General features: G+C 60.1%; 18 protein-coding genes and 1 pseudogene. 12 read left to right on the plus strand and 7 right to left on the minus strand.

The features are described from left to right. The 9 genes and pseudogenes from GNZ13_RS54630 to GNZ13_RS20500 form a co-directional block, all read left to right on the plus strand. Window positions 1–162 (plus strand): annotated as a pseudogene (locus GNZ13_RS54630) (3,4-dihydroxy-2-butanone-4-phosphate synthase); the annotation flags it as partial. Then, complete coding sequence (gene ribA / locus GNZ13_RS20465) at window positions 145–792, plus strand: GTP cyclohydrolase II (RefSeq protein WP_456238729.1); 648 nt, start codon at window positions 145–147, stop codon at window positions 790–792. The pseudogene GNZ13_RS54630 and the gene ribA, both read left to right, overlap by 18 nt. A 300-nt stretch (window positions 793–1,092) precedes the next feature. Then, on the plus strand, window positions 1,093–2,331 hold the full coding sequence (locus GNZ13_RS20470; RefSeq protein WP_172167588.1) for a CaiB/BaiF CoA transferase family protein: 1,239 nt from the start codon (window positions 1,093–1,095) through the stop codon (window positions 2,329–2,331). A 150-nt stretch (window positions 2,332–2,481) separates the two neighbouring features. Next, a complete protein-coding gene (locus tag GNZ13_RS20475; RefSeq protein ID WP_172167590.1) occupies window positions 2,482–3,231 on the plus strand; it encodes an electron transfer flavoprotein subunit beta/FixA family protein in 750 nt (249 codons plus the stop codon). Further along, entirely contained in the window at window positions 3,231–4,175 is a 945-nt protein-coding gene (locus tag GNZ13_RS20480; protein WP_172167592.1) for an electron transfer flavoprotein subunit alpha/FixB family protein, read from the plus strand. The genes GNZ13_RS20475 and GNZ13_RS20480 overlap by 1 nt, the downstream gene beginning before the upstream one ends. Before the next feature lie 58 nt (window positions 4,176–4,233). After that, the gene (locus GNZ13_RS20485; protein WP_172167594.1) at window positions 4,234–6,027 is read left to right on the plus strand and encodes an acyl-CoA dehydrogenase C-terminal domain-containing protein; all 1,794 of its coding nucleotides are present in this window, start codon (window positions 4,234–4,236) and stop codon (window positions 6,025–6,027) included. Between the two features lie 68 nt (window positions 6,028–6,095). Further along, complete coding sequence (locus GNZ13_RS20490; RefSeq protein ID WP_216674941.1) at window positions 6,096–7,718, plus strand: electron transfer flavoprotein-ubiquinone oxidoreductase; 1,623 nt, start codon at window positions 6,096–6,098, stop codon at window positions 7,716–7,718. A gap of 218 nt (window positions 7,719–7,936) precedes the next feature. Further along, the gene (locus GNZ13_RS20495) at window positions 7,937–8,896 is read left to right on the plus strand and encodes a LysR family transcriptional regulator (protein ID WP_172167598.1); all 960 of its coding nucleotides are present in this window, start codon (window positions 7,937–7,939) and stop codon (window positions 8,894–8,896) included. A gap of 115 nt (window positions 8,897–9,011) precedes the next feature. Continuing rightward, the gene (locus GNZ13_RS20500; RefSeq protein WP_172167600.1) at window positions 9,012–9,461 is read left to right on the plus strand and encodes a hypothetical protein; all 450 of its coding nucleotides are present in this window, start codon (window positions 9,012–9,014) and stop codon (window positions 9,459–9,461) included. 15 nt (window positions 9,462–9,476) lie between these two features. On the opposite strand, the gene GNZ13_RS20505 is transcribed toward GNZ13_RS20500, so the two are convergent. The 4 genes from GNZ13_RS20505 to GNZ13_RS20520 all read right to left on the minus strand — a co-directional run bounded on the left by GNZ13_RS20505 (window position 9,477) and on the right by GNZ13_RS20520 (window position 13,845). Next, a complete protein-coding gene (locus tag GNZ13_RS20505) occupies window positions 9,477–10,034 on the minus strand; it encodes a PqiC family protein (RefSeq protein WP_236002098.1) in 558 nt (185 codons plus the stop codon). A 26-nt stretch (window positions 10,035–10,060) separates the two neighbouring features. Next, the gene (locus GNZ13_RS20510; RefSeq protein ID WP_172167621.1) at window positions 10,061–11,632 is read right to left on the minus strand and encodes a PqiB family protein; all 1,572 of its coding nucleotides are present in this window, start codon (window positions 11,630–11,632) and stop codon (window positions 10,061–10,063) included. 49 nt (window positions 11,633–11,681) lie between these two features. Beyond that, window positions 11,682–12,950: a paraquat-inducible protein A gene (locus GNZ13_RS20515; protein ID WP_172167604.1), complete on the minus strand. Its 1,269-nt coding sequence runs from the start codon at window positions 12,948–12,950 to the stop codon at window positions 11,682–11,684. Window positions 12,951–13,248: 298 nt separating this feature from the next. Then, window positions 13,249–13,845 carry a TetR/AcrR family transcriptional regulator gene (locus GNZ13_RS20520; RefSeq protein WP_172167605.1) on the minus strand — a complete coding sequence of 199 codons (597 nt, stop codon included), beginning with the start codon at window positions 13,843–13,845 and terminating at the stop codon, window positions 13,249–13,251. 305 nt (window positions 13,846–14,150) lie between these two features. Between GNZ13_RS20520 and GNZ13_RS20525 the strand changes: the two genes are divergently transcribed. Continuing rightward, window positions 14,151–14,813, plus strand: coding sequence for a DUF3313 domain-containing protein (locus GNZ13_RS20525; protein WP_172167607.1), 663 nt, complete (start codon window positions 14,151–14,153; stop codon window positions 14,811–14,813). 164 nt (window positions 14,814–14,977) lie between these two features. Here the strand turns inward: GNZ13_RS20525 and katG are convergent, their stop codons facing one another. The 3 genes from katG to GNZ13_RS20540 all read right to left on the minus strand — a co-directional run bounded on the left by katG (window position 14,978) and on the right by GNZ13_RS20540 (window position 20,330). Then, window positions 14,978–17,233 carry a catalase/peroxidase HPI gene (gene katG / locus GNZ13_RS20530; protein WP_172167609.1) on the minus strand — a complete coding sequence of 752 codons (2,256 nt, stop codon included), beginning with the start codon at window positions 17,231–17,233 and terminating at the stop codon, window positions 14,978–14,980. Window positions 17,234–17,530: 297 nt separating this feature from the next. Further along, complete coding sequence (locus GNZ13_RS20535; protein WP_172167611.1) at window positions 17,531–18,397, minus strand: protein-L-isoaspartate O-methyltransferase family protein; 867 nt, start codon at window positions 18,395–18,397, stop codon at window positions 17,531–17,533. 49 nt (window positions 18,398–18,446) lie between these two features. Then, window positions 18,447–20,330 (minus strand): cytochrome c biogenesis protein DipZ, encoded by a 1,884-nt coding sequence (locus tag GNZ13_RS20540; protein ID WP_172167612.1) that lies wholly within the window; start codon window positions 20,328–20,330, stop codon window positions 18,447–18,449. Window positions 20,331–20,569: 239 nt separating this feature from the next. Between GNZ13_RS20540 and GNZ13_RS20545 the strand changes: the two genes are divergently transcribed. Together GNZ13_RS20545 and GNZ13_RS20550 are read left to right on the plus strand one after the other, a co-directional pair. Next, a complete protein-coding gene (locus tag GNZ13_RS20545; RefSeq protein ID WP_172167613.1) occupies window positions 20,570–21,328 on the plus strand; it encodes a response regulator transcription factor in 759 nt (252 codons plus the stop codon). Next, window positions 21,325–22,818: a HAMP domain-containing sensor histidine kinase gene (locus tag GNZ13_RS20550; RefSeq protein WP_172167614.1), complete on the plus strand. Its 1,494-nt coding sequence runs from the start codon at window positions 21,325–21,327 to the stop codon at window positions 22,816–22,818. The genes GNZ13_RS20545 and GNZ13_RS20550 overlap by 4 nt, the downstream gene beginning before the upstream one ends. The last annotated feature ends 206 nt before the right edge of the window (window positions 22,819–23,024 follow it).

A 23,024-nucleotide genomic window follows, 5' to 3' on the forward strand; every position in this document is an offset into this window, starting at 1 on the left:
CCGGGACATACGGAAGCGGGCGTTGACCTGACTAGACTTGCAGGGATGGCCCCTGGTGGTTTGCTAGCGGAGGTCGTGAACGACGATGGCACCATGGCGCGACTGCCACAGCTAATTGCCTTTGCGCGCCAGCATTCGCTGCCCATCATCACGATCAAGGACCTTATCGCATATCGTCGGAAACGGGAGCGTATTGTCGAACGAATTTCGGCGGCACGCTTGCCGACTCGATACGGTGTGTTCACTGTCTACGGGTATAGAGACATCATTTCGGGGCAGGAGCACGCCGCTTTGGTCATGGGCGAATTGGCAGGCGGTGAGTCACCTCTCGTACGTGTTCACTCCGAGTGTTTAACCGGAGAGGTCTTCGGGTCGATCCGATGTGATTGTCGTGGCCAACTTGACCTTGCAATGGCGCAAATCGCAGCTGTGGGCCGCGGTGTCGTGGTCTATCTAAAAGGACACGAGGGGCGAGGCATTGGCTTAACAGAGAAGCTGAGGGCTTACGCATTGCAGGATGAAGGCCTCGATACCGTCGAGGCCAACCTGAAACTCGGTCCTGAGGTTGACATGCGAGATTACTCCGTCGGCGCACAGATTCTGCAAGATCTTGGCGTGACGAAGATGAGACTGATGACAAACAATCCGCTCAAGTATCGCGGCATCTCCGACTTCGGATTAAGTATCGAAGAGCGCGTGCCACTCATCGTCGTGCCGAATAGTGAAAACGCCTCATACCTGCGTACTAAGGAGGTAGTACTCGGCCATACGCTAGGGCTTGGAGATAACTAAAATGCGAGCCGAAGTGGCCGTCTATACGAAAGTATCGGAAACCTTATCAATGATATGACCTCCTCATTCGATCGATGATTTGTAGCGCACTCGTGCCTGCAATACGCTATATCCAAAGCTGATTGCCACTGCAACACGTGTTAGTCCATGCGGACCAATGCGCGTTACCGACAGTTGCGGTTGATCTTTTACGGCGACGACCGTGCATGAGTTCGACGTCAGGACAGTGGCTGTATGGCTTGAGTTCCATCTCCGGATTCTTATTAATCGCCGCTTTGCTTGTAACCAGGTAATCCCGCCATGAACGAATCACATTCGGAAAGCATCTTCACGGGCCTGAAGGTCGTCGACCTCGCCAGCTACATTGCGGGCCCCGCCGCGACCACCATCCTTTCGGACTTTGGCGCCACTGTCATCAAAGTGGAACCGCCCGAAACCGGCGATCCCTATCGTCACGCCTATGCCACGCCCCCCAACCCGGTCAGCGAGCACAACTACACGTGGCAACTGACCAACCGTAACAAACGCAGCATTGCCCTGGATCTCAAGGCCCCTGCCGCAAAAGACGTGCTTGCATGCCTCGTGAAATGGGCCGATGTCCTCGTGACCAATTTCCCGCCCAAGGTGAAGGAAAAGCTCGGTCTGTCTTATGAGGCGTTCAATGCACTCAATCCGCGTCTGATCTACGCCGACATTACCGGCTATGGTGCAAGAGGCGCAGAGGCGGACAAGCCCGGCTTCGATCTAACCGCGTACTGGGCTCGCACCGGGTTGATGGCAGTGACACACGACGAGGATAGCCCGCCGACTTTACCAATCGTGGGAATCGGCGACCACGCCACGGCCAGCACCCTGTATTCGGCAATCGTCACCGGCCTGTATCGCAGGGAAAGGACGGGTAAAGGCAGCCATGTCAGCACGTCCCTGATCGCCGAAGGTGCGTGGGCCGCGGCGGCATGGATAGAAGGTGCGCTCAACGGCGCCACGTTCTTCAGCCAGCATAACCGTAAGAGGCCGCCAAACGCGCTGATGAACCCCTATTGCACGTCGGACAATCGCTGGCTCTTACTCGTTGCAGTTCAGGAAAAGGATTGGCCCGGGTTCGTAGCAGCCATGGGGCTGCCGGAACTGCTGCAGGACCCGCGGTTCGCCGACGCCAAGCTACGTGCGCAAAACGCAGCGGCACTGGTCGAAGTCCTCGATCCGATATTCGCCAGCAAACCGCTTCAGCACTGGAGGCAGGTTCTGGACGCCGGCCGGGTGATTTTCGGTGTGGTCCAGATTGCGGACGAGATCGTCAACGATCCGCAGATGCACGAGAACCAGATTCTCGTTCCGCTGGCCGAGCCCACCGCAGGCGTCACTCACACGGTCAACAGCCCCGTGCAGGTGGCAGGCGTGCAGAAGGTGAAGCCTGGCCGCGCGCCGAGGCTGGGGGAACACAGTGCCGAAGTGCTTCGCGAGCTAGGCTTCACCGCAGACGAGATCGACAAATTTTGTTCGACTGGCGCGGTGTCGCAATCTGCGCCCGCGGAGTGATGCTCAGGTCACCTCGATTCCCGTCGCCTGATTTCGCGAGATCGATTGCGCACGTAGTTCCCGTAAGAGGTCTCTATGCCAGTAGATCAGCATGCCCATCAGCGTAGCCAGGGCAGGCCAAAGTATTCAACATAGCGTGAGGGCTTAATTATGAAAGTCATGGTACCCGTCAAACGAGTTGTCGATCCGAACGCCAAGGTTCGCGTCAAGTCCGATGGCTCCGGTGTCGACCTCGCCAATCTCAAGATGTCCATCAATCCCTTCGATGAAATTAGTGTCGAGGAGGCTGTCCGATTGAAAGAGAAGGGTTTGGTTTCCGAAATCGTCTGCGTATCCATCGGACCGCCGCAGGCGGAAGAGACCATTCGTACGTCTTTGGCGATGGGCGCCGATCGCGGCATCCTGATCGGTTTCGACGGCGCATTGGAGCCGCTTGCGGTAGCGAAAATTCTCAAGGCGATTGCCCTCGAGGAAGCCCCCGATCTGATCATCCTGGGCAAGCAGGCGATCGATTACGACTGCGACCAGACTGGACAGATGCTCGCTGCCTTGCTTGGCTGGCCGCAAGGCACGTTTGCGTCGAAAGTGTCGTTCGAAGACAGTACGGTGATCGTGACCCGCGAAGTCGACGGCGGTCACCAGACCGTAAAGCTCAAGATGCCGGCGATCATCACCACCGATCTTCGCCTCAACACACCGCGCTATGCGGCCCTGCCGGCCATCATGCAGGCAAAGAAGAAGCCAGTCGCCAAAAGACCGATCGATGCCTTTGGCGTCGATGTCGCCGCCCGGCTGGAAATCCTGAAGATGGCGGAGCCCCCGGCACGCAAGGGCGGCATCAAGGTTAAGACCGCTCAGGATCTGGTTGAAAAACTCAAGAACGAAGCAGGAGTACTGTGATGACGACGCTGTTGCTAGCCGAACACGACAACACCCATCTCAAAGAGGCGACCGCCAAGGCGCTGACCGCGGCCAAGCAGTTGAGCGGCGACGTTCATCTGCTTGTTGCAGGCTCACAATGCCGTTCAGTGGCCGAGGATGCCGCCAAATTGGATGGCGTGGCCAAGGTTCTTCTCGCCGACGCGCTCCCTTACGAGCATTTTCTACCCGAGTCCGTTGCGGGACTCCTGATATCGCTGGCCGGCGGCTATGACGCACTCGTAGCGCCATCGACGGCCAACGGTCGCAACATCATGCCGCGCGTCGCCGCCCTGCTTGATGTCATGCAGATCTCCGACATGATGAAGGTGATCGGTCCGGACACCTTCGAACGGCCGATCTTCGCCGGAAACGTCATCGAAACCGTTCGATCGCACGATGCCAAAAAGGTGTTCACGGTGCGCACAACGGCATTCCCAGCGGCGGGAAGCGGAGCGACCGCACCGATCGAAGCGATCGAGACAATAGTCGATCCCGGGACATCGAGCATCCTCTCGGAGGAACTCATCAAGTCCGATCGGCCTGAACTTGCCACCGCAAAGATCGTCATCTCGGGCGGCCGCGGCCTGCAGAGCAAGGAGAACTTCGCCAAATACATCGAGCCGATCGCCGACCAACTCCGTGCCGCGATGGGTGCGTCTCGCGCGGCGGTCGACGCCGGGTATGCGCCGAACGATTGGCAAGTCGGCCAGACCGGCAAGATCATCGCCCCCGAACTGTATATCGCTGCGGGGATATCAGGTGCAATTCAACATCTCGCCGGGATGAAGGATTCGAAGGTGATCGTCGCGATCAATAAAGATGCTGACGCGCCCATATTCGGGGTAGCGGATTACGGCATCGTGGGCGATCTATACGAGATTCTTCCGGAGCTGTCCTCTGAACTTAAGAAGATCGGTCACTAGCCTTTTGTTGCGGTGCATCCAGCGCTGACTTTTCAGAATTAATTTGGAATCCTCTACCATGCCAATCTACAAGGCTCCGCAGAAGGACTATTTGTTCCTTCTGAACGATGTGTTTCATTTCGACCGCTACTCTGATCTCCCCGGCTTTTCCGATCTCTCGCCGGATATCCTTGAGGCGACGCTCGAGGAGGCGGCGAAATTGTGCGAGCAAGCGATCGCTCCGTTGAACAGAGTCGGCGACATCGAGGGCTGCACCCGCCATGACGACGAAAGCGTAACGACCCCGACCGGCTTCAAGGATGCCTTCAAGCAGCTCACCTCGGGTGGCTGGTTGGGCATGTCCGCCCCTGCCGAATACGGCGGTCAGTATCTGCCGAACGTGCTCAGCGACGTTGTAGCGGAATTTTTGGGTTCCGCGAATCTCGCTTTCTCGATGTATCCGCTCCTCACAAAGGGAGCTGTGGCGGCGCTGCATGATCACGGCTCACCGGAGCTGAAAGACACCTACCTACCCAAGATGGTCAGCGGCGAATGGACCGGCGTGATGTCCCTCACCGAGGCGCACTGCGGCACCGATCTCGGCCTGCTTCGCACCAAGGCCGTGAAACAAGCCGATGGCAGCTACACGATCACTGGGAACAAGATCTTCATTTCCGCCGGCGACCACGACATGGCCGACAACATCGTCCATCTCGTCCTTGCCCGGCTCGAGGGAGCGCCCGCCGGCGTTCACGGCATTTCGCTGTTCCTCGTTCCCAAACTGCGACCAGACGCTGACGGGACACTGCATCCTAACCATGTGTCTTGCGGCTCTATCGAGCACAAGATGGGCATTCACGGCAACTGCACCTGCGTGATGAACTACGACGACTCCACCGGCTGGTTGGTCGGCGAAGAGAATCGTGGACTTAACGCCATGTTCACAATGATGAACCACTCGCGCCTGGCCGTCGGCATCAACGGAGTGGCAATCGCGGAGGTCGCTTATCAGAATGCGGTGCTCTACGCACGGGAGCGCCTGCAGAGCCGCTCGCCGAACGGCGCGAAGTTTCCTGACAAGCCTGCCGACCCGATCATTGTCCATCCCGACGTCCGCCGGATGTTGATGACCGGCCGCGCCTTCACGGAAGCCGCGCGCGCTCTGGTCGTATGGTCGGGGATGCGTCACGACGTCGCCAGCCGCGGGACGGACGAGAAGGCCCGTCAAGAGGCGGAAGACCACATGGGACTGTTGACACCCATTATCAAAGGTTTCGGCACTGACATGGGTTTCGAAGTCGCAGTGATGGCGCAGCAGATCTACGGCGGTCACGGATACGTTGCCGAAAACGGCATGGAACAATTCGTCCGCGACGCACGGATCAGTCAGATTTACGAGGGAGCCAACGGCGTCCAGGCACTCGATCTGGTTGGAAGAAAACTCGGCCTGAACGGTGGCCGGGCCGTCATGGCTTTCTTGGGCGAGATCTCCAGCTATCTGCAGGAGCACGCCGCCGATGCGGCGATGACGGATTATGTCAGGCCGATGCAAGACGCGCTGGAGCGGCTTAAGCAGGCGACGGCCTGGGTGGGCAAGGCTGGCGCTGCGAATCGCGACGACGCCGTCGGGGCATCCTACGCATTTATGCACCTTTTCGGGCTGGTCGGCTTGGGTTACATGTGGTGCCGCATGGCCGAGGCGGCGAGCCGAAAACTTGCCACGTGCGCCGATGGCGAGAAACAGATGCTCAACAGCAAGCTGGTCACCGGACAGTTCTTCATGGACCACATGCTGCCCGCAACGACGACCTATTTGGCACGCATCACGGCGGGTTCGGCCAGCATGATGGCCCTCCCCGCTGAGGCCTTCTAATCGCTGCGAAAGCGCAAACAGAGACAGCGAGGTAAACAATGCCTAATTCGTCCGCCCCCCGCGACGCAATGGACTTTGACGTCGTCATCGTCGGCGCTGGGCCAGCCGGACTGGCGGCGGCGATCCGACTGAAGCAGCAAGCGCCCGATATCTCGATTGTGGTTGTCGAGAAAGGCTCCGAGGTGGGTGCCCACATCCTCTCGGGTGCGGTTATCGATCCAATCGGTCTTGATCGCCTCCTGCCTGGCTGGCGTGACGAGCCAGGCCCCATCCAGCAACCGGTTGTAGAGGACCGGTTCCTCTGGATGACCGCCAATCGTGCGCTGCCGCTGCCGGGGTTCCTCATGCCGCCTTTGATGAGCAATCGCGGAAATTTCATCGTCTCGCTCGGCAACGTCTGCCGTTGGCTCGGCGAGAAGGCGACCGCCTTGGGCGTCGATATCTACCCCGGGTTCTCGGCCACAGAAGTGCTATATGGAGCAAATGGCGAGGTCACGGGCATCGCCACGGGCGACATGGGGATCGGCAAGACTGGCGAGCCCACTGATGCTTTCACCCGGGGCGTCGAACTTCGCGGCAAATACACCGTGTTCGCGGAGGGCGCACGGGGCAGCCTTTCAAAGACCGTGATTGAACGCTTCAAGCTCGCCACCGATCGTGAGCCGCAGAAGTTCGGAATCGGGATCAAGGAACTGTGGCAGGTCGCACCTGAAAAGCATCGACCAGGTCTTGTTCAACATAGCTTCGGATGGCCGCTGGATCTGAAGACGGGTGGAGGGTCATTCCTCTATCACTTCGGCGAAAGCCTCGTTTGTGTCGGATTTGTCGTTCACCTCAACTATCACAACCCTTGGCTCTCACCCTTCGAGGAGTTCCAGAGGTTCAAGACCCACGCCGGCATCCGGGAAACGTTCGCGGGCGGCAAACGCCTCTCCTACGGCGCTCGGGCGATTACGGAGGGGGGATGGCAATCGGTCCCCAAGCTGGTTTTCCCCGGGGGAGCTCTCGTCGGGTGCGCAGCCGGTTTCGTGAATCTTCCCCGCATCAAGGGGAGTCACAACGCGATCCTTTCGGGGATCGCCGTGGCTGACGAGATTGCAGCGGCGCTTTCCGCTGGACGCGAGCATGATGAACTAACGTCCTACGAGAACGGCTGGCGAAGCTCCCTAATCGGAAAGGATCTTAAGCGCGTCCGCAACGTCAAGCCTCTGTGGTCGAAGCTGGGCACCGTCGTAGGCGTTGGTTTGGGCGGTGTCGACATGTGGTGCAACACGCTCGGCTTTTCGCTGTTGGGCACTCTACGTCACGGCAAGCCGGACAGCGCAACGCTGTTGCCCGCCGCGCAGTGCAAACGGATCGACTATCCCAAGCCTGACGGGCAGATCAGCTTCGATCGGCTATCCTCGGTATTTCTCTCGAACACTAACCATGCGGAGAACCAGCCAGTACACCTACATGTCCGCAATGCCGATGTTCAACGATCGTCGGAACATAACGTCTACGCGGGCCCGTCGACACGCTATTGTCCCGCCGGAGTCTATGAGTGGGTCGGCGAGGGAACCGAGTTGAAGTATGTCGTCAACGCTCAGAACTGCGTTCATTGCAAAACCTGCGACATTAAGGACCCAAACGCCAACATCACCTGGGTACCTCCGGAGGGCGGGGGCGGTCCCAACTACCCCAACATGTGACCGAGGTCCGTCGTTAAGCCGTCCCACACAAAGAGCACATGTCATGCGCGGCGATCACCAGGCGGTTGTAGTGAGCATGCAGGCGGGAGCCAAAAAAAACGATCGCCGACGAACTGGCTGCGCAACGTGACCACGTTCTGCCTGGCTTGCCCGCGTTGCGAGAGAAGGACTGACGGCATCGTTTGCTTGTCGTCGTGATTTTGATGTGGAGATGAACTATGGACCTGTTACGAAGCATGCAAATATTCGAGTGTGTGGCCGACAGCAAAAGCTATACGTCGGCCGCCCACCACCTGAACATGTCGACCGGCGCTGTATCCAGGCACATTTCGGAGCTCGAGCAGCATCTACGCACTCGGCTATTTCATCGAACGACACGGCGTATCGCTCTCACGTCCGCAGGCAACCGCTATCTCGCGCGTTGCAAGTCGATTCTCGAAACCCTGAACGAAGCGGAGGCCGAAGCCCGGGCGATTCACCTGCGTCCCAGCGGATGCCTCAGAGTGCATGCATCACAATCGCTGGCTCAGCACTATCTCGTTCCAGCGTTAAAGTCCTACCGAGAGCAGCATCCGTCCGTACAGATCGGCTTGACACTGTCGGATGCACCGATCGATCTGCTCAATAGCGAATTCGACATTGCGATCATGGCAGTAGAGGCGTTACGCGATTCGTCACTCGTCTGCACGCGGCTCGGCGATGCGCACAGTGTTCTGTGCGCGGCGCCGCATTACATCCACTCGCTTCAGGAAATACATTCTCTGCCTGATGTTTCGCGTCACACTTTCATTTATCTCACGCCGCAGTGGTCCGAGAATGCCGAACTGATCGCCCACGGGCCGGACTGCCGTGAAACACTTGTTGTTAAACCCGACATGTGCATCAGTTCACTGTATTCAATGGTCACCGCCCTCGAGCTCGGCATGGGTGTCGGCTTGCTCCCAATGCGGGCAGCTGTCGATGCGTTTCGTCATGGTAGGCTCGCGCATGTGCTGCCCGGCTATCAGTTCGAGCGTGTTGGCATCTACGCGGTGTTCGCGTCGAGGTTGTTTCTCGATGCCAAAGTGAGAACGTGGCTGGAACATCTGAAAATCAGCTTCGCCGATTGCGGCAATGACCACCGATCAAGTCCGAGACCGATGATCGCCAGGCATGAGTGTGCTCTGGACGTCGCGTGACAATTTTGTATCGGAGGAAATCCTGAATCGGGTCGCGACCAATGCTCCCCTGGCGGTACGTCTTGCTCCGCCAGTGTGGCGGTACACTGGTGCTTTACGACGTCAAGGTTACGCGATGAACGCATCGGTCATTACTGCAGCGGGAGCGCTGCTTGGTGCCACCATTGGCGGGCTGACATCTGTGCTCGCGTCATGGCTCACTCAACACACTCAGGTAAAGGCGGAGTGGCTCGCGCAGGACCGCACGCACCGACAGGATCTCTACAAGGAGTTCATCGAGGAAGGATCCAGGTGCTATATCGATGCGCTGCAGCACAGTGAACCGGATCTTTCCAGGCTAGTTGGGCTTTACGCATTGGTGAGTCGAATGCGCACTCGATCGTCTCCGGCGGTCGCGGAAGAGGCTGACCGGATCGCAAAGAAGATCGTCGATACGTACCTTGCACCAGACAAAAGCTTCCTTGAACTGCGACAGATGATTGAGGATGGTTCGATTGACGTCATGGGATCATTCAGTAACGCGTGTCGAACCGAATTCGAATCACTTAAACCCCCGCAACTCTAAAAGCATTGCGTCGTTTCACTGCCGTACAGCGGACTGCATAGCAACAGCGATATCACGCGCCACGGACGCGAGGGCCCGGCTGTGTGCCTTGACCAGTGCGTCGTAGCCAGGCGCGCTTACGACCTCGTGTACCACCGTGCGCCCATTAACCGGCTCCCCCCGCTTCGGCGGGCGCACCGACCAGATCACTGCCAGCATCACCGTACCGCTCGTTGGTGAATCGAAGCTCTGCACGTCGACCGATACGCGGTAGGCATTGTCGTCCACATGTTGTGGATAGACGGAGACGATCGAACCCGGGATGAGCTGCGTGAGATCTGCAGCCAGTACGCGTGGAATCTGACTCTTCAGCGGATCGGCCCAGCGGGCGAATTCATCGATAGACACGCGATTCACGTCAATCCTGGATACGATTTGTGGTCGATCGACCAATTCTGGAACCGTAACCGGACCGATCGCAATCGCCATCGGTTTGACATACGGCCGTAGTTCGGCAACTTGCACAGGGCTCAACGTGTAGAACTGCGACGACGGCGACGTTGCACACCCCGCAACAAGGGTAAGCACGATCATTCCCAAAGAACACGACGAAAATCGGCTCATGGCTTATCCTCGGTCTTGCCACGAATCAGCGCTTCCGGATGGCGTTGGAGATAGTCCGCCAGCGCGCGAATCGAGGCTGCGGCGCGTGACAGCTCACGCATTGTTTCAGTCGTGCTTTGTTGCAATGGCGAGTCACTTTGCATCGTGCGATTCGCTGCTGTGAGTGCCTCACGAGCGGCGGCCAGCGTAGCCTTTGCATCAGGCCCGAGATCGGTATTGATGGTGTTCAACAGCGAATCCGCGTCACTCAGGGTCTTGCGCAGGTCCTTGCTGATTCCTTCAAATGGAATGGCATTGAGCTTCGCGACGAGACTTGCGATGGAGTCTTGTAAGCCCTGCAGGTTACCCGGCACCGTTGGCAATTGGGGAGTCGCATTACTCCAGTTCACGGTCGCCTTCGGCGCCGAGGGAAAGAAATCGATCGCAATGTACAGTTGTCCCGTAAGAAGGCTCGCCGTCCTCAGTTGCGCTCGCAGCCCTTTCGATATCAGATAGTCCGCAAACGCTTTTCGTTCGGATGCTGTACTCCCAACGCTGCCTTGCCAGTTCCCGCGTGAGACCAGGCGTTCAGGAAAAATGCTGACCTCGACAGGGATATTAAATTCCTTCCTGACCGGATCGAAGTGCGCCGAGATTGCCGACACCTCACCAATGACTATTCCGCGGAAGTCGATGGGAGCGCCGACGGTCAATCCGCGCACCGACTCGTTAAAGTTCAGCACGTATTGGTCGACGATTGCGTCATGCTGCTTCATCGCCTCGGCCCGGTCGCCGAAAAGCTGAAACTGTCGCTTCGCGTCCGCTTCAATCCTGCTCGTCGTGTCAGGTGGATTCTCAAACGCGAGGCCGCCGATCAGGATAGATACCAACGATTCGGTGTTGACCTTCACGCCGGTCGTGTCCAAAGTTACATCAACGCCGCTCGCTTGCCAGAAGCGGGTGTCATCCGTAACGTACTTGTCGTACGGCGCGTTGATAAAAACGTGCACAGTCATTCCCGCGCCGTCAGGGTCGAGTGCGTAGGAAACGATCTGGCCAACCTGAAGCCTGCGAAAGAATACCGGCGAACCTATATCGAGTGAGCCAATGTTGCCACTCTTAAGCACGAACTCTCGCCCCGGCGCCCCCGAAGCGAGGACAGGCGGCGACTCGAGACCGGCGAAATCGCGTCGCGCCTTTTGCGACGTACCAATGTCCATGCCGATGTGAGAACCGGAGATCAATGTACTGATTCCCGATACGGTGCCGCCTGCAATGCGTGGTCGAACAACCCAGAAGCGGGTGTCGTCGACAAGCATGCTGGAAGCGTTGCGAGACATTTCAGCGCTCGCAAGCACCGTCTTGTGATCGTCAGACAGAGCGAGACTTTTGATCACGCCGATGTCGACATTCTTGAACTTGATCTTCGTCTTGCCGGCCTCGATGCCCTCCCCTGTGGCAAAGCTGATGGTAATGGTTGGGCCCTTCTGCATGATCGACTGCACCGCCAACCCGCCAGCTATCAGGACGGCCACAAGCGGCACGAGCCACACAAGCTGCATGCGCCACCTCGACCGCTTCGCGGTCATCGCTGTTGGAAAGTCGCTCGCATCTTCTCTATCGTTCTGTTCGGACAACTTATTCACCGTCTAACTCCACTGCATCCCATATGAGCCGTGGATCGAACGACAGCGCGGCGAACATGGTCAGGACGACTACCGCGCCGAACGCTATCGCCCCTGGACCCGCATCGATCGTTGCAACCGAACCGAATTGCACGAGCGCTACCAGGATGGTGATGACGTAGATATCGAGCATCGACCAACGGCCGACAAACTCCACCCACCGGTAGATACGTGTCCGCTTGCGCGGCATGAGGGACGAGCGCAACTGGGTGCTCCAGGCGAGATAGGCTAACGAGAGGATTTTGAGCATGGGCACCACGATGCTGGCGATGAAAACGATCGCGGCAAGCGCCCACGATCCCGAGGTCCAGAGAAACACAACGCCGCTTAGAATCGTGTCGGATTGCGCGCTAAATAAGGTGCTGGTGACCATGACTGGCAGGAGGACGGCTGGGATATAGAGAACCAACGCGGCCAACAGGAATGCCCAGGTGCGTGCAAGACTATTGGGCTTGCGCAGGTGCAACACTGCGCTGCAACGCGGACAAATCCCGCCGCGAACATGACCGGGCGGTTTTGACAACAAGCCGCAGTCATGACAAACGAATAGACCGGCGCGTGCGGCGGTAGCCGCGTTGGCACTTGCCTTTAGCGCGTGTGAGACGGCGTCGCCACTTGGCACGCTTTCGATCCGCGCCCATAAAGCACGCGGATCGAACGAAACAGCCGCTGCCGCGAGCAGCACCATTACCGCGCCGAATGCCCAGATCGCGACGCCGGGGACGACGGTTGCGAAGTGCTGGAGTTTGACGAGCGCGACCAGCATGCCAAGCATGAGCACTTCGATCATCCCCCAAGGCGCGGCATGCCTTAGCACACGCAAAACGATCTCGGGACGTTGGGGCAAACCGCCAATATGCAGCGGCAAGAGCAGATAGATCACTGCCGCTATGTTCAGTGCCGGCATCAGAATCGTCGTCACCAAAACCAGACCTGCTATGGGCCACATACCGTTGGCGTACAGCGAAGAAACTGCCCCAAACAGCGTGGTTTCGACGAGTGCGCCCTTGACCCAAAGTCCGACGATCGGAAAACAGTTGGCAACCACGAACAGGATCCCGGCCGCCAGGGTGAACGCGAGGGCGCGATCGTAGGTGGCCGGCAGGCTTCGATAGAGGGCCGCACCGCATCGTTGACAGCGCGCGGTACCGCGTTCAGATAGCGACGCCTTCCACTGGAGCAAATCACATTCGTGACACGCGATTAACCTGGCTTCATTCATTTTCGGTATCCGTTTGCGGGCGCATCACTCAGAAGCGCGCAGCCCCTATTCGATCGGCGCGACTGGGTTCGTACCGTCGCCGCAGAGCGGCAACTCATGTGAGGCGCCAGCGTAGCACTGCAATTCAATGAAGTAAACCGGCTAGACGGTTTGTTTGTTAGCCGGGCCTCTGAGTCAGAGTCGGCAGCCATGCTGCTCACCGCAACATGGCAGTTCCCAGTCGGCCGCTTCGGCCTTTATTCACTCGACATTCGACATTTGCGGCTGTCAGGTCGCGCATCGCGGACAGCCGCGCGAGTCAGCCCGCAGACCGCTTACGGCGTTTTGGCGGCGACTTCTGACTCTGCCAGCTCTCTTCGTCGAGGAGACGATCGAACATCCTGTTGCGAGCCGAATCACTCACCGGTGACAATCCCAACAGAGAGTGAAATGCGAGACCGCTGGCAGCAAAATATCGCAACATCGACAAATCGAGGTCGGTCGCCTCATCTTGCAACGCCTTCATTTTCGCTGCGTCAGACGGCTTCATGTCGTCAAGCAAGGTCGGACTCTCGATAATCGCTGCGAGAATGGCTCGTGCCACGGAATGCGGCTGATTGACGGACTCCCGATAAATTGCAATCTGGGCTGCCAGGTTCGGTTCGGCCTTCGACGCACCTTCCTTCGCCATATAGTCGCGCGCAATTTGCTCGAACTGCTGCCGCTGATATTCCAGCAGCGCGCAAAGCACACCTTGCCTGGTGCGGAACTGATGCAGCAGCCCGCCCTTGCTGATGCCGCTTTCGCGCGCCAACGAATCGAACGTCAGTCCACCGACACCGTCCCGGGTGAGGATGGTGAAAGCGGCTTCAATCGCCCTTCTGCGGGAAATCTCCGAACGGGTCTGGTTATCCATTATCGATATTGATGAAATCGCGATGATTGCGGCGCTGGCCCATTAACGACCGCGCAGCTAAGGTGTTTGGCAACTAATTCGATGCAGTGTAGATGCAGTGAATCGGGGTCTGCGAGCAGTCTCGCAAACCGTCGGCGCAAAGAGGGTTCGCGCTGAGGATTGGAATTGTACCGTGCCGGGCACCGCAAAAACAACCCGGATAGACGGTTTACAAACAATAACGGCGATGCTACCGTTCGGCCTCAATGGTCCCGCCCTGAACAGGACTCCTCCCTACCCCCGATTTGCCCTTCAAGGAACACAAAATGCTCAAGAAAAACCTCGTCCCGCTTCTTTTCGCCGCTGCAGCCGTGCTGACCTTGACCGCGTGCGCGGGTGTGCAGCCGGTCGCCTATACGGGCATCTCCTCTGCGCCGCAGTTGACGCAGAACCACGGTGACGATTCGAGCAAGGTGCCCTACAAATACGCCGCCCCCGTGGTCTGGTCGCGATACACACAGGTCCTGCTGGACCCGGTCGTCGTCTATCAGGGCAATGACAAGCAGTTCGGCGACATGAAGGACGTCGACCAAGCCGCGCTTGCCGATTACATGGGAAAGACGTTTTCGGAAAAACTGGCGACACGGTTCAATGTGGCGAAGCAGACCGGCCCTAACACCTTGCGGGTCAAGCTGACACTGACGGGCGCCGAAAAGACCACGCTGCTGGTTGGACAGGTCATGCATTTCGACCTTGCGGGCAACCTCTATAACGGCGTGCAGTCGATCCGCGGTGGCCAAGGGGCATTCAGCGGCTCGGTTTCCTACGCCGTGGAAGTCTATGACAGCGCCAGTGGTCAACTGCTGAAGGCATACGTTTCGAAGCAATATCCGAATGCGATGAATCTTCCAGCAGCCTTCGGCTCATTGAGTGCCGCAAAGACCGGCCTCGACAAGGGCGCGGACGCGTTGGTCGCACAGCTTCATTAACGGGGCAAGGTTTGCGCATGCGCGCATTGGCAGGTCTTTGCAGAAGGGTCGGATACTATGCGCCCGCCGCATCAGGCAGCGGACGCGGCGGGGTTCGCGCCAGTGAAGTGAATGCGAAGCAAAGTCCCGCCAAGGTGACAACCCTGGCGGAACCCCGCGCCCGCTTAGGCGAGCTCGAACCGGTCGAGGTTCATCACCTTGACCCAGGCTGCGACGAAGTCGCGGATGAATTTCTCCTGCCCGTCCTCGCTTGCATAGACTTCGCCCAGGGCCCGCAACTGCGCATGCGAACCGAAGACCAGATCGACGCGGCTACCGGTCCACTTCAACTCGCCGGTCTTGCGGTCACGCCCCTCGAACACCTCCGCAGCCGCCGAGACCGGTTTCCATTCCGTCCCCATGTCGAGCAGGTTGCGGAAGAAGTCGTTGGTCAGCGTTTCCGGCCGGTCGGTGAAGACGCCATGCTGATTCTGCCCGGCATGAACGCTCAGGGCGCGCAAGCCGCCGATGAGCGCAGTCATCTCAGGGGCGGTGAGGGTCAGCAATTGCGCCTTGTCGATCAACAAAGCCTCGGCCGGAACGCTGTATTTGCCTTTGAGGTAGTTTCGGAAGCCATCGGCGAGCGGTTCGAGGACCGCGGCGGATTGCACGTCGGTCTGTTCCTGCGAAGCGTCCATGCGACCAGGCGTGAAAGGCACGCTTACCTGACGGCCCGCCTTCTCCGCCGCCTTCTCGATGCCGGCGCTGCCGGCCAGCACAATCAGGTCGGCCAGCGAGACCTTCTTGCCGCCGGACTGTGCGCTGTTGAACTCGCTCTGGATGCCTTCGAGGACCTTCAACACCTTGCCCAGTTGCTCGGGCTGGTTGACCTCCCAGTCCTTCTGCGGAGCGAGGCGAATACGCGCGCCATTGGCGCCGCCACGCTTGTCGGAACCGCGGAAGGTGGATGCCGATGCCCAGGCGGTCGTGACCAGCTGCGAGACGGACAGCCCGGATGCCAGGATCTTCTGCTTGAGTGAAGCGATGTCCTGCGCATCGACCAGCGGGTGGTTGACCGCGGGGATGGGGTCCTGCCAGAGCAGCTCTTCGGCCGGCACTTCCGGACCAAGGTAGCGGGCGCGCGGCCCCATGTCGCGGTGGATCAGCTTGAACCATGCACGGGCGAAGGCATCGGCGAGCTGGTCGGGATTCTCCAGAAAACGCCGCGAAATCTTCTCGTAGGCGGGGTCGAAGCGCAACGAGAGGTCGGTGGTGAGCATCGTCGGCCGCACCTTCTTCGAAGGATCGTGAGCGTGCGGGATCGTTTCGCCGGCACCCTTGGCGACCCATTGGTTGGCACCGGCGGGGCTCTTGGTCAGTTCCCAGTCGTACTTGAACAGGTTCTCCAGGTAGCCGTTGCCCCACTTCGTCGGCGTGCTGGTCCAGGTGACTTCCAGACCGCTGGAGATCGTGTCGCCGCCCTTGCCGGTGCCGAAGCTGCTCTTCCAGCCCAGCCCCTGGTTCTCGAGGCCGGCGGCCTCGGGTACCGGCCCCACGTTGTCGGCGGGACCGGCGCCGTGCGTCTTGCCAAAGGTGTGGCCACCGGCGATCAGCGCGACCGTCTCCTCGTCGTTCATGGCCATGCGCCCGAAGGTTTCACGGATGTCAACTGCCGCGGCGAGCGGGTCAGGATTGCCGTCGGGACCTTCCGGATTGACATAGATCAGGCCCATCTGCACGGCGCTCAGCGGATTTTCCAGGTTGCGTCCGTTGTCGTCGCGGCTGACCTCGCTGCCGTGCAATGCTTCGTCGGCCACGACCACGCCTTCGTCCTTGCCGGCTGCCCCCTTGCCATAACGGACGTCGCCGCCCAGCCAGGTCTTTTCGTCGCCCCAGTAAACGTCCTGGTCCGGCTCCCAGGTGTCCTCGCGACCGCCGCCGAAGCCGAAGGTCTTGAAGCCCATGGTCTCGAGCGCGACGTTGCCGGAGAGGATCAACAGGTCGGCCCAGGAAATTTTCTGGCCGTACTTCTGTTTGATCGGCCAGAGCAGGCGGCGAGCCTTGTCGAGGCTGACGTTGTCCGGCCAGCTGTTGAGCGGCGCGAAACGCTGCTGGCCGCGCCCTGCACCGCCGCGGCCGTCGCCGATACGGTACGTGCCGGCACTGTGCCAGGCCATACGGATGAATAGCGGACCATAGTGGCCGAAGTCTGCCGGCCACCAATCCTGCGAATCGGTCATCAGCGCCGCGAGATCCTTCTTCACCGCAGCGAAGTCGAGGCTCCTGAAAGCCTCGGCATAGTTGAAGCCGTTGTCCAACGGGTTGGACTTGTTGGAGTGCTGGCTGAGCAGGTCCAGCCGTAGTTGCTTCGGCCACCAGTCACGATTCGTCGTGCCGCCGCCGGCGGCATGGTTGAACGGGCACTTTGCTTCGCTTGACATGCGTTATCTCCTTGAGAGGACATACCCACTAGTTGTTCTGCTACGGCGTCTGGATTCTATGATGCATTGCCGATCCGTGCAGGCAGGGTTGTCCGGAAATCATAGTGGGCGCTTTGGGTGCGCCACTGTCGATTACCCGACGCGCATGCTCTTCGTCCGATGACGGGTGTCGTGGTGTGCGCTGGGCGAGGTTGGCTCGCGTCGGCCAAGCTACTGCAACTCAAAATATAGGTGCGAGTGAGCGTCAACAGAAGGCGATTATTGCAATGTCGTCGATAGGTCACGACTATAAGGCGATCAGTCGTAGGCCAGGGCCCACTGAGCTCCACGCAACCAGCATCGGTCATCCGGCAGATCACCGGTGCGGTACAAGCGTGTCACGGCACGCCAGCCGCCCTTTTGAAAGGCGGCGTCAAGCGCGGCTTCCGACGCGTCATCGCGCCCTCCTTCACACGGGTAGAGGCCGACCGCGGAGATCCAGGCGGCGAAATATTCATCGCCATCGCGTTCAATTCGAAATACCACCCCGTATGGGGAAATCGGGGTCGCGCCACCAGGAAGCCAGGTCCTCTCCGCCGTGAGGGGGAGAATCAACCTGCCACCGTCGTTCAAGCGATCGAGCCAGATGTCGGCGGGATGGGTTACGCCCGCGTTCACATAGATCACGTCAGCCGGATCAAAGGACATCGAGAACCCGTCGCCCTGAAGAACCTGAACGTTCCTCGCATCCGATAAATTTGTCGCCGCGCGCCCGGCCAAGCCGGCATCGAACTCGATGGCCGTGATCCTGCCAGCAGGACCCACGAGATAGCTCATGATGGCCGTGTAGTAACCGACACCCGCTCCGATATGAACCACGTGCTCGCCGGCTCGAATATCGGCGCATGCGAGAAGCGGCACATGGTAGGACGGCATGCCGTTGTTAAGGCCACGTTCCGGAATGATGCCAATCAAAACATCGGCATAGAGATGGACGGGGTCGGCGTCAGGCGTGGGGATGTAGCCGATGGAACGCAAGATTGGCCACGGCCCGGGACCAAGATAGCGTTCCCGTTCGACAGCAGCGAATGCCGCCTCAACGGCCGGATTTGCAATGCCGGCTGAAGCCATGAGCTGCCTGGCAAACGCTCGGCGGACGATTGCAAGCTTTTGCTGACGATCCATTTCGGGACCTCTGGGGTTGGCGTGATTGATTCACGCCGTTCACCTCAGATTAGCCGAATGTAAAGGCATACGCTTGCACGCCCGGATCCAGAAATTCGATCGAAAACGTGTGATCCGTAACATCGCCGGATTGCCGCACGAGCTGGTACAGACGCTGGCCGTTGACGGTGCCGGTGCCATCGGCAGCAACGTCTGTGCCATGCGCGGCGCCCGGAGCGGCGCCATCCACGCTCACGCGGAAGCGAACGGGCTTGCCGTCCTTGTCCGGACCGAGCACCAGATGCAGATCGCGTGCATGGAAGCGATAGACAATGCGTCCGGACGCCGCCATGAGGGTCGCGTGTTCGGCGTCCACTTTCCACGCGCCGGCCAGCCCCCAATCGTTGACCGCGAGCTGTGACGGCGCCGCGTAGGTGTGAACCTTGTCCGGCGTTTCGCCGCCGGGCGACGCGAAATTCTCGGCACGTTGATATCCAATATAGGTTTCCGGCGACTGCATGTCGGCGTTGTCGGCCGCTGCCTGCACGCCTTGCGCGCTTGTGCTGGCAATTCCGACTGCGACCTTCGACACGTTCGCATGCCCTGCCTCGATCAGCAGCGCCTGAATCACCTTTTCCGATTCCGCATAGTCGCCTTCGCCGAAATGGTGATAGCGAATCTGCCCTTTGGCATCGACGAAATAATGTGCCGGCCAGTACTGATTGTTCAGCGCCCGCCAGATCGCGTAGTTGTTGTCGATCGCGACGGGATAGTCGACGCCGAGATCGTGGACGGCCTTCTTCACATTGTCGATATTGCGTTCGAACGCGAATTCCGGTGCATGCACGCCGATCACGACGAGCCCCTGGTCCTTATATTTCTGCGCCCACGCTTTCACATACGGCAGCGAACGCAGGCAGTTGATGCACGAGTACGTCCAGAAATCGACTAACACGACTTTGCCGCGCAGGTCCTGAACCGTCAGCGGCGGTGAATTCAGCCACTGGACGGCGCCGTTCAAGGTCGGCAGCACGCCTTCGACGGGCAACGCAGCCGCGCCGCCTGGTGCGCCTTGCGAGGCACGCGTCATCGCGCCGGAGTCGACGGAGTCGCTTGCATTGGCGGCAGAGTTGGCCGTCATCACGGCGTCGTTGCCCGATGCATTGGCCGATGCGTCGGCCGGCGCGTTGGTCTTATGACCCGCCGCCCCCGGATTGCCCGGCGTCGCACCGGGCGAAAGCGTGTCGACCAGTTTCTGTTCGATGCCACCGGTGGCGATGGTCGATACACGCGCCAGTACGCCGGTGTCGAGCCCGAGCGCAATCGCCACCACGCCGCCTAGCATCGCCGCGCCGATCCCGCGGCGGATCCATTCGCCCGCGCCGAGAGAGCGCTTCATCGCCGTGAACACCCGGCCGCCAATCAGCAGCGCCACCGCCAGCGAAGTCGCGGCGCCGGCCGCATAAGCCACCAGCAACAGCGTGGTGCCGACGCTTGCGCCCCGCAATGCCGCGCCGGTCAGCACCAGGCCGAGAATCGGACCGGCGCACGGTGCCCACAGCAAGCCGGTCGCGATGCCCAGCAGAAAGGACGATCCTGCGCGAACCTGTTGACCGTCGCCCTGCGCAAAATTCGACAGGCGATTGCCGGCGCTCACCAGGGGGCGCATCAGATGATCCGCGAAACGCGGCAGCAACAGCGTCAGTCCGAAGACGGCGAGCAAGGCAATCGCGAGCCAGCGGCCATACTGGTTAGCCTGCGTGACCCAGCCGCCGCCCACTGCGGCGAGGGTCGCGACGAGGGCGAACGTCAGCGCCATGCCGGCGAGCAAGGGCAGCCCGCTGCGCGCGAAAGGCTGATCGGCGCGCGCGAAGACAAACGGCAGCACCGGCAGGATGCACGGACTGAGGATCGTCAGAGCGCCGCCAAGATAGGCGAGAACGATAAGTAGCATGTCGGTTCCGGGCGTGGTTGTCAGTCGGTTAGGGTCGGTACGCGGTTGGGTACGGTACGGATCAGCGGAAAGTGCCCACATGCTAGGGCGTGGGGGATGTCGAAGTCCTCACGAAAAGTTAAATTAAATGTGATAACTCGCCGCCCGGAAATTTTGCACAATGGCGCAACGGCCCGATTTTTGCGGGAGCCTTTTTCTACCGTTCTGAACCACGCCCTGACCCGCGTCTAAATCCCTCCATGGACCATCCGAAGCGCATCCTGATCGTTGAAGACGACGTCGACATCGCCAACGTGCTCAGCCTTCATCTGCGCGACGAGCGTTACGAAGTCGTGCACAGCGCCGACGGCAACGAAGGGCTGCGCCTGCTGGAGCAAGGCGGTTGGGACGCGCTGATCCTCGACCTGATGCTGCCCGGCGTCGACGGTCTGGAAATCTGCCGGCGCGCCCGCGCGATGACGCGCTATACGCCGATCATCATCACCAGCGCGCGTTCGAGCGAAGTGCACCGGATCCTCGGCCTCGAACTCGGCGCCGACGACTACCTCGCCAAGCCGTTTTCGGTGCTCGAATTGGTTGCGCGCGTCAAAGCTTTGCTGCGGCGCGTCGAAGCCATGGCGAAAGACTCGCGTATCGACGCGGGCAGTCTGCAGTTCGCCGGGCTGACGATCGATCCGCTGACGCGCGAGGCGACAGTCGACGGCAAGCCCATCGAACTGACGCCACGTGAATTCGACCTGCTGTATTTCTTCGCGCAGCATCCTGGCAAAGTGTTCTCGCGGATGGACCTGCTCAATGCGGTGTGGGGCTATCGGCACGAGGGCTACGAGCACACCGTCAATACCCACATCAACCGGCTGCGCGCGAAGATCGAGACCGATCCCGCCCAGCCCGAGCGCATCCTGACCGTCTGGGGGCGCGGCTACAAGCTGGCCATGCCAGGCATGTCAGGCATGCCTGGCGACGCGCCCGCCGGCGCAGATCAGGACGCGCCGTGAATCTGACACTGACCCAGCGGCTCTCGCTCGTCTTCTCCGTGCTGCTGCTGGCGTGCTGCGGCGCGTCGGCGTGGCTGCAGATCCGCTCGAACGACCTGCACGAAAAGGAGGTCGTGCAGAGCCTGTCGAAGGATCTCGCCGACCATATCGCGCATCGCACCACGCTGATGGACGCGAACGGTTTGCGGCCCGACGCGGTGCGCCAACTGTTCGGCCAGTTAATGAGGGTGAATCCGAGCGTCGAGGTGTACCTGCTCGACAACCAGGGACGTATCAAGGGCGACGACGCCCCCGCGGGCCACGTCAAGCGCGCGCAGGTGGATCTCGCGCCGATCCGGCAATTCATCGCCGGCGATGCTTTGCCGATCCTCGGCGACGACCCGCGCAGCGTCGACGGGAAAAAAGTGTTTAGTGCCGCGCCGCTGCAATTAAGCGGACAACCGCCATCCGGCTATATCTACGTCGTCCTGCTCGGCGAGGAACACGACGCGCTCGCCGCGCGTGTGGCCGCCAGTTCGGTGCTGCGCACTACGCTCTGGTCAATGGCGCTGGTCGCGCTGCTGGGATTGCTCGCGGGTTTGACGGCGTTCGGCCTGATCACGCGACCGTTGCGGCGCCTCACCGACGCCATGCGCCGCTTCGATGCCGACGGCGAACCCGCTAACCAGCCGGCGGTACCACGCTCCGCGCCTGCTGGACAGCGCGACGAAATCGCCGTCCTCGAAGCGACATTTGCGCAAATGGCCAAACGCATCGGCGACCAGTGGCGTGCGCTGACGCGCCAGGATCAGCAGCGGCGCGAGCTGATCGCCAATATTTCGCACGACCTGCGTACACCGCTAACCTCGCTGCACGGCTACCTCGAGACGCTGTCGCTGAAAGCCGACACGCTGGGCGAAACGGAGCGCAAACGCTATCTTGCGATCGCGCTTGCCCAGAGCGTCAAGGTCGGGCGGCTCGCGCAGGCGCTATTTGAACTGGCCCGGCTCGAACACGGCAACGTGCAACCCGCGCTCGAGCCATTCTCGCTGGTCGATCTGGTCCAGGACGTCTTCCAGAAATTCGAGTTGCCTGCGGAAGCGCGGCACATCCAGTTGCGCGCTGACTTCCCCCATCGCCTCCCGGCCGTCCACGCCGATCTGGCGATGATCGAGCGCGTGCTGACGAACCTGCTCGACAACGCGATTCGCCACACACCCGCCGGAGGATCGATCGACGTCGATCTCGCGCACAAGGACGGCAAGGTATCGGTCACGGTCAGCGATACCGGTCCCGGCATTCCAGCGGAGCAGCGCGAGGGGCTGTTCGAACGTCCGTTCAGCTCAGGCGGCGCGCATCGCGGGGGCGGACTCGGACTGCTGATCGTGCAGCGCATGCTGCAATTGCATCACAGCCAGATACGTCTGCTCGAGCGCGCGGAAACGGGCACGGCATTCTGTTTCGAGCTAGCGACGACCGAGAAGGCGGCCGTCGCCGGCATCCAGTCCTGACTCATCATCCGGCCGTTCGCCGATGTGGCAACTGACCGGCGACATCGCCGAATCGGATCCATGACACCCGCTCCGCTGAAAACGGTTTCACGTAGAAAACCGGCACACCAGTTCCAGGTAGGCGCAACGCGTATTGATGTGTAAACCAGGCTTTCTACAATGAATGTACCGGTACGCAGGGGCGCCAGATTGCCTGAAGAATCTCC

Source organism: Paraburkholderia elongata, from assembly GCF_013177735.1.
Classification (GTDB): domain Bacteria; phylum Pseudomonadota; class Gammaproteobacteria; order Burkholderiales; family Burkholderiaceae; genus Paraburkholderia; species Paraburkholderia elongata.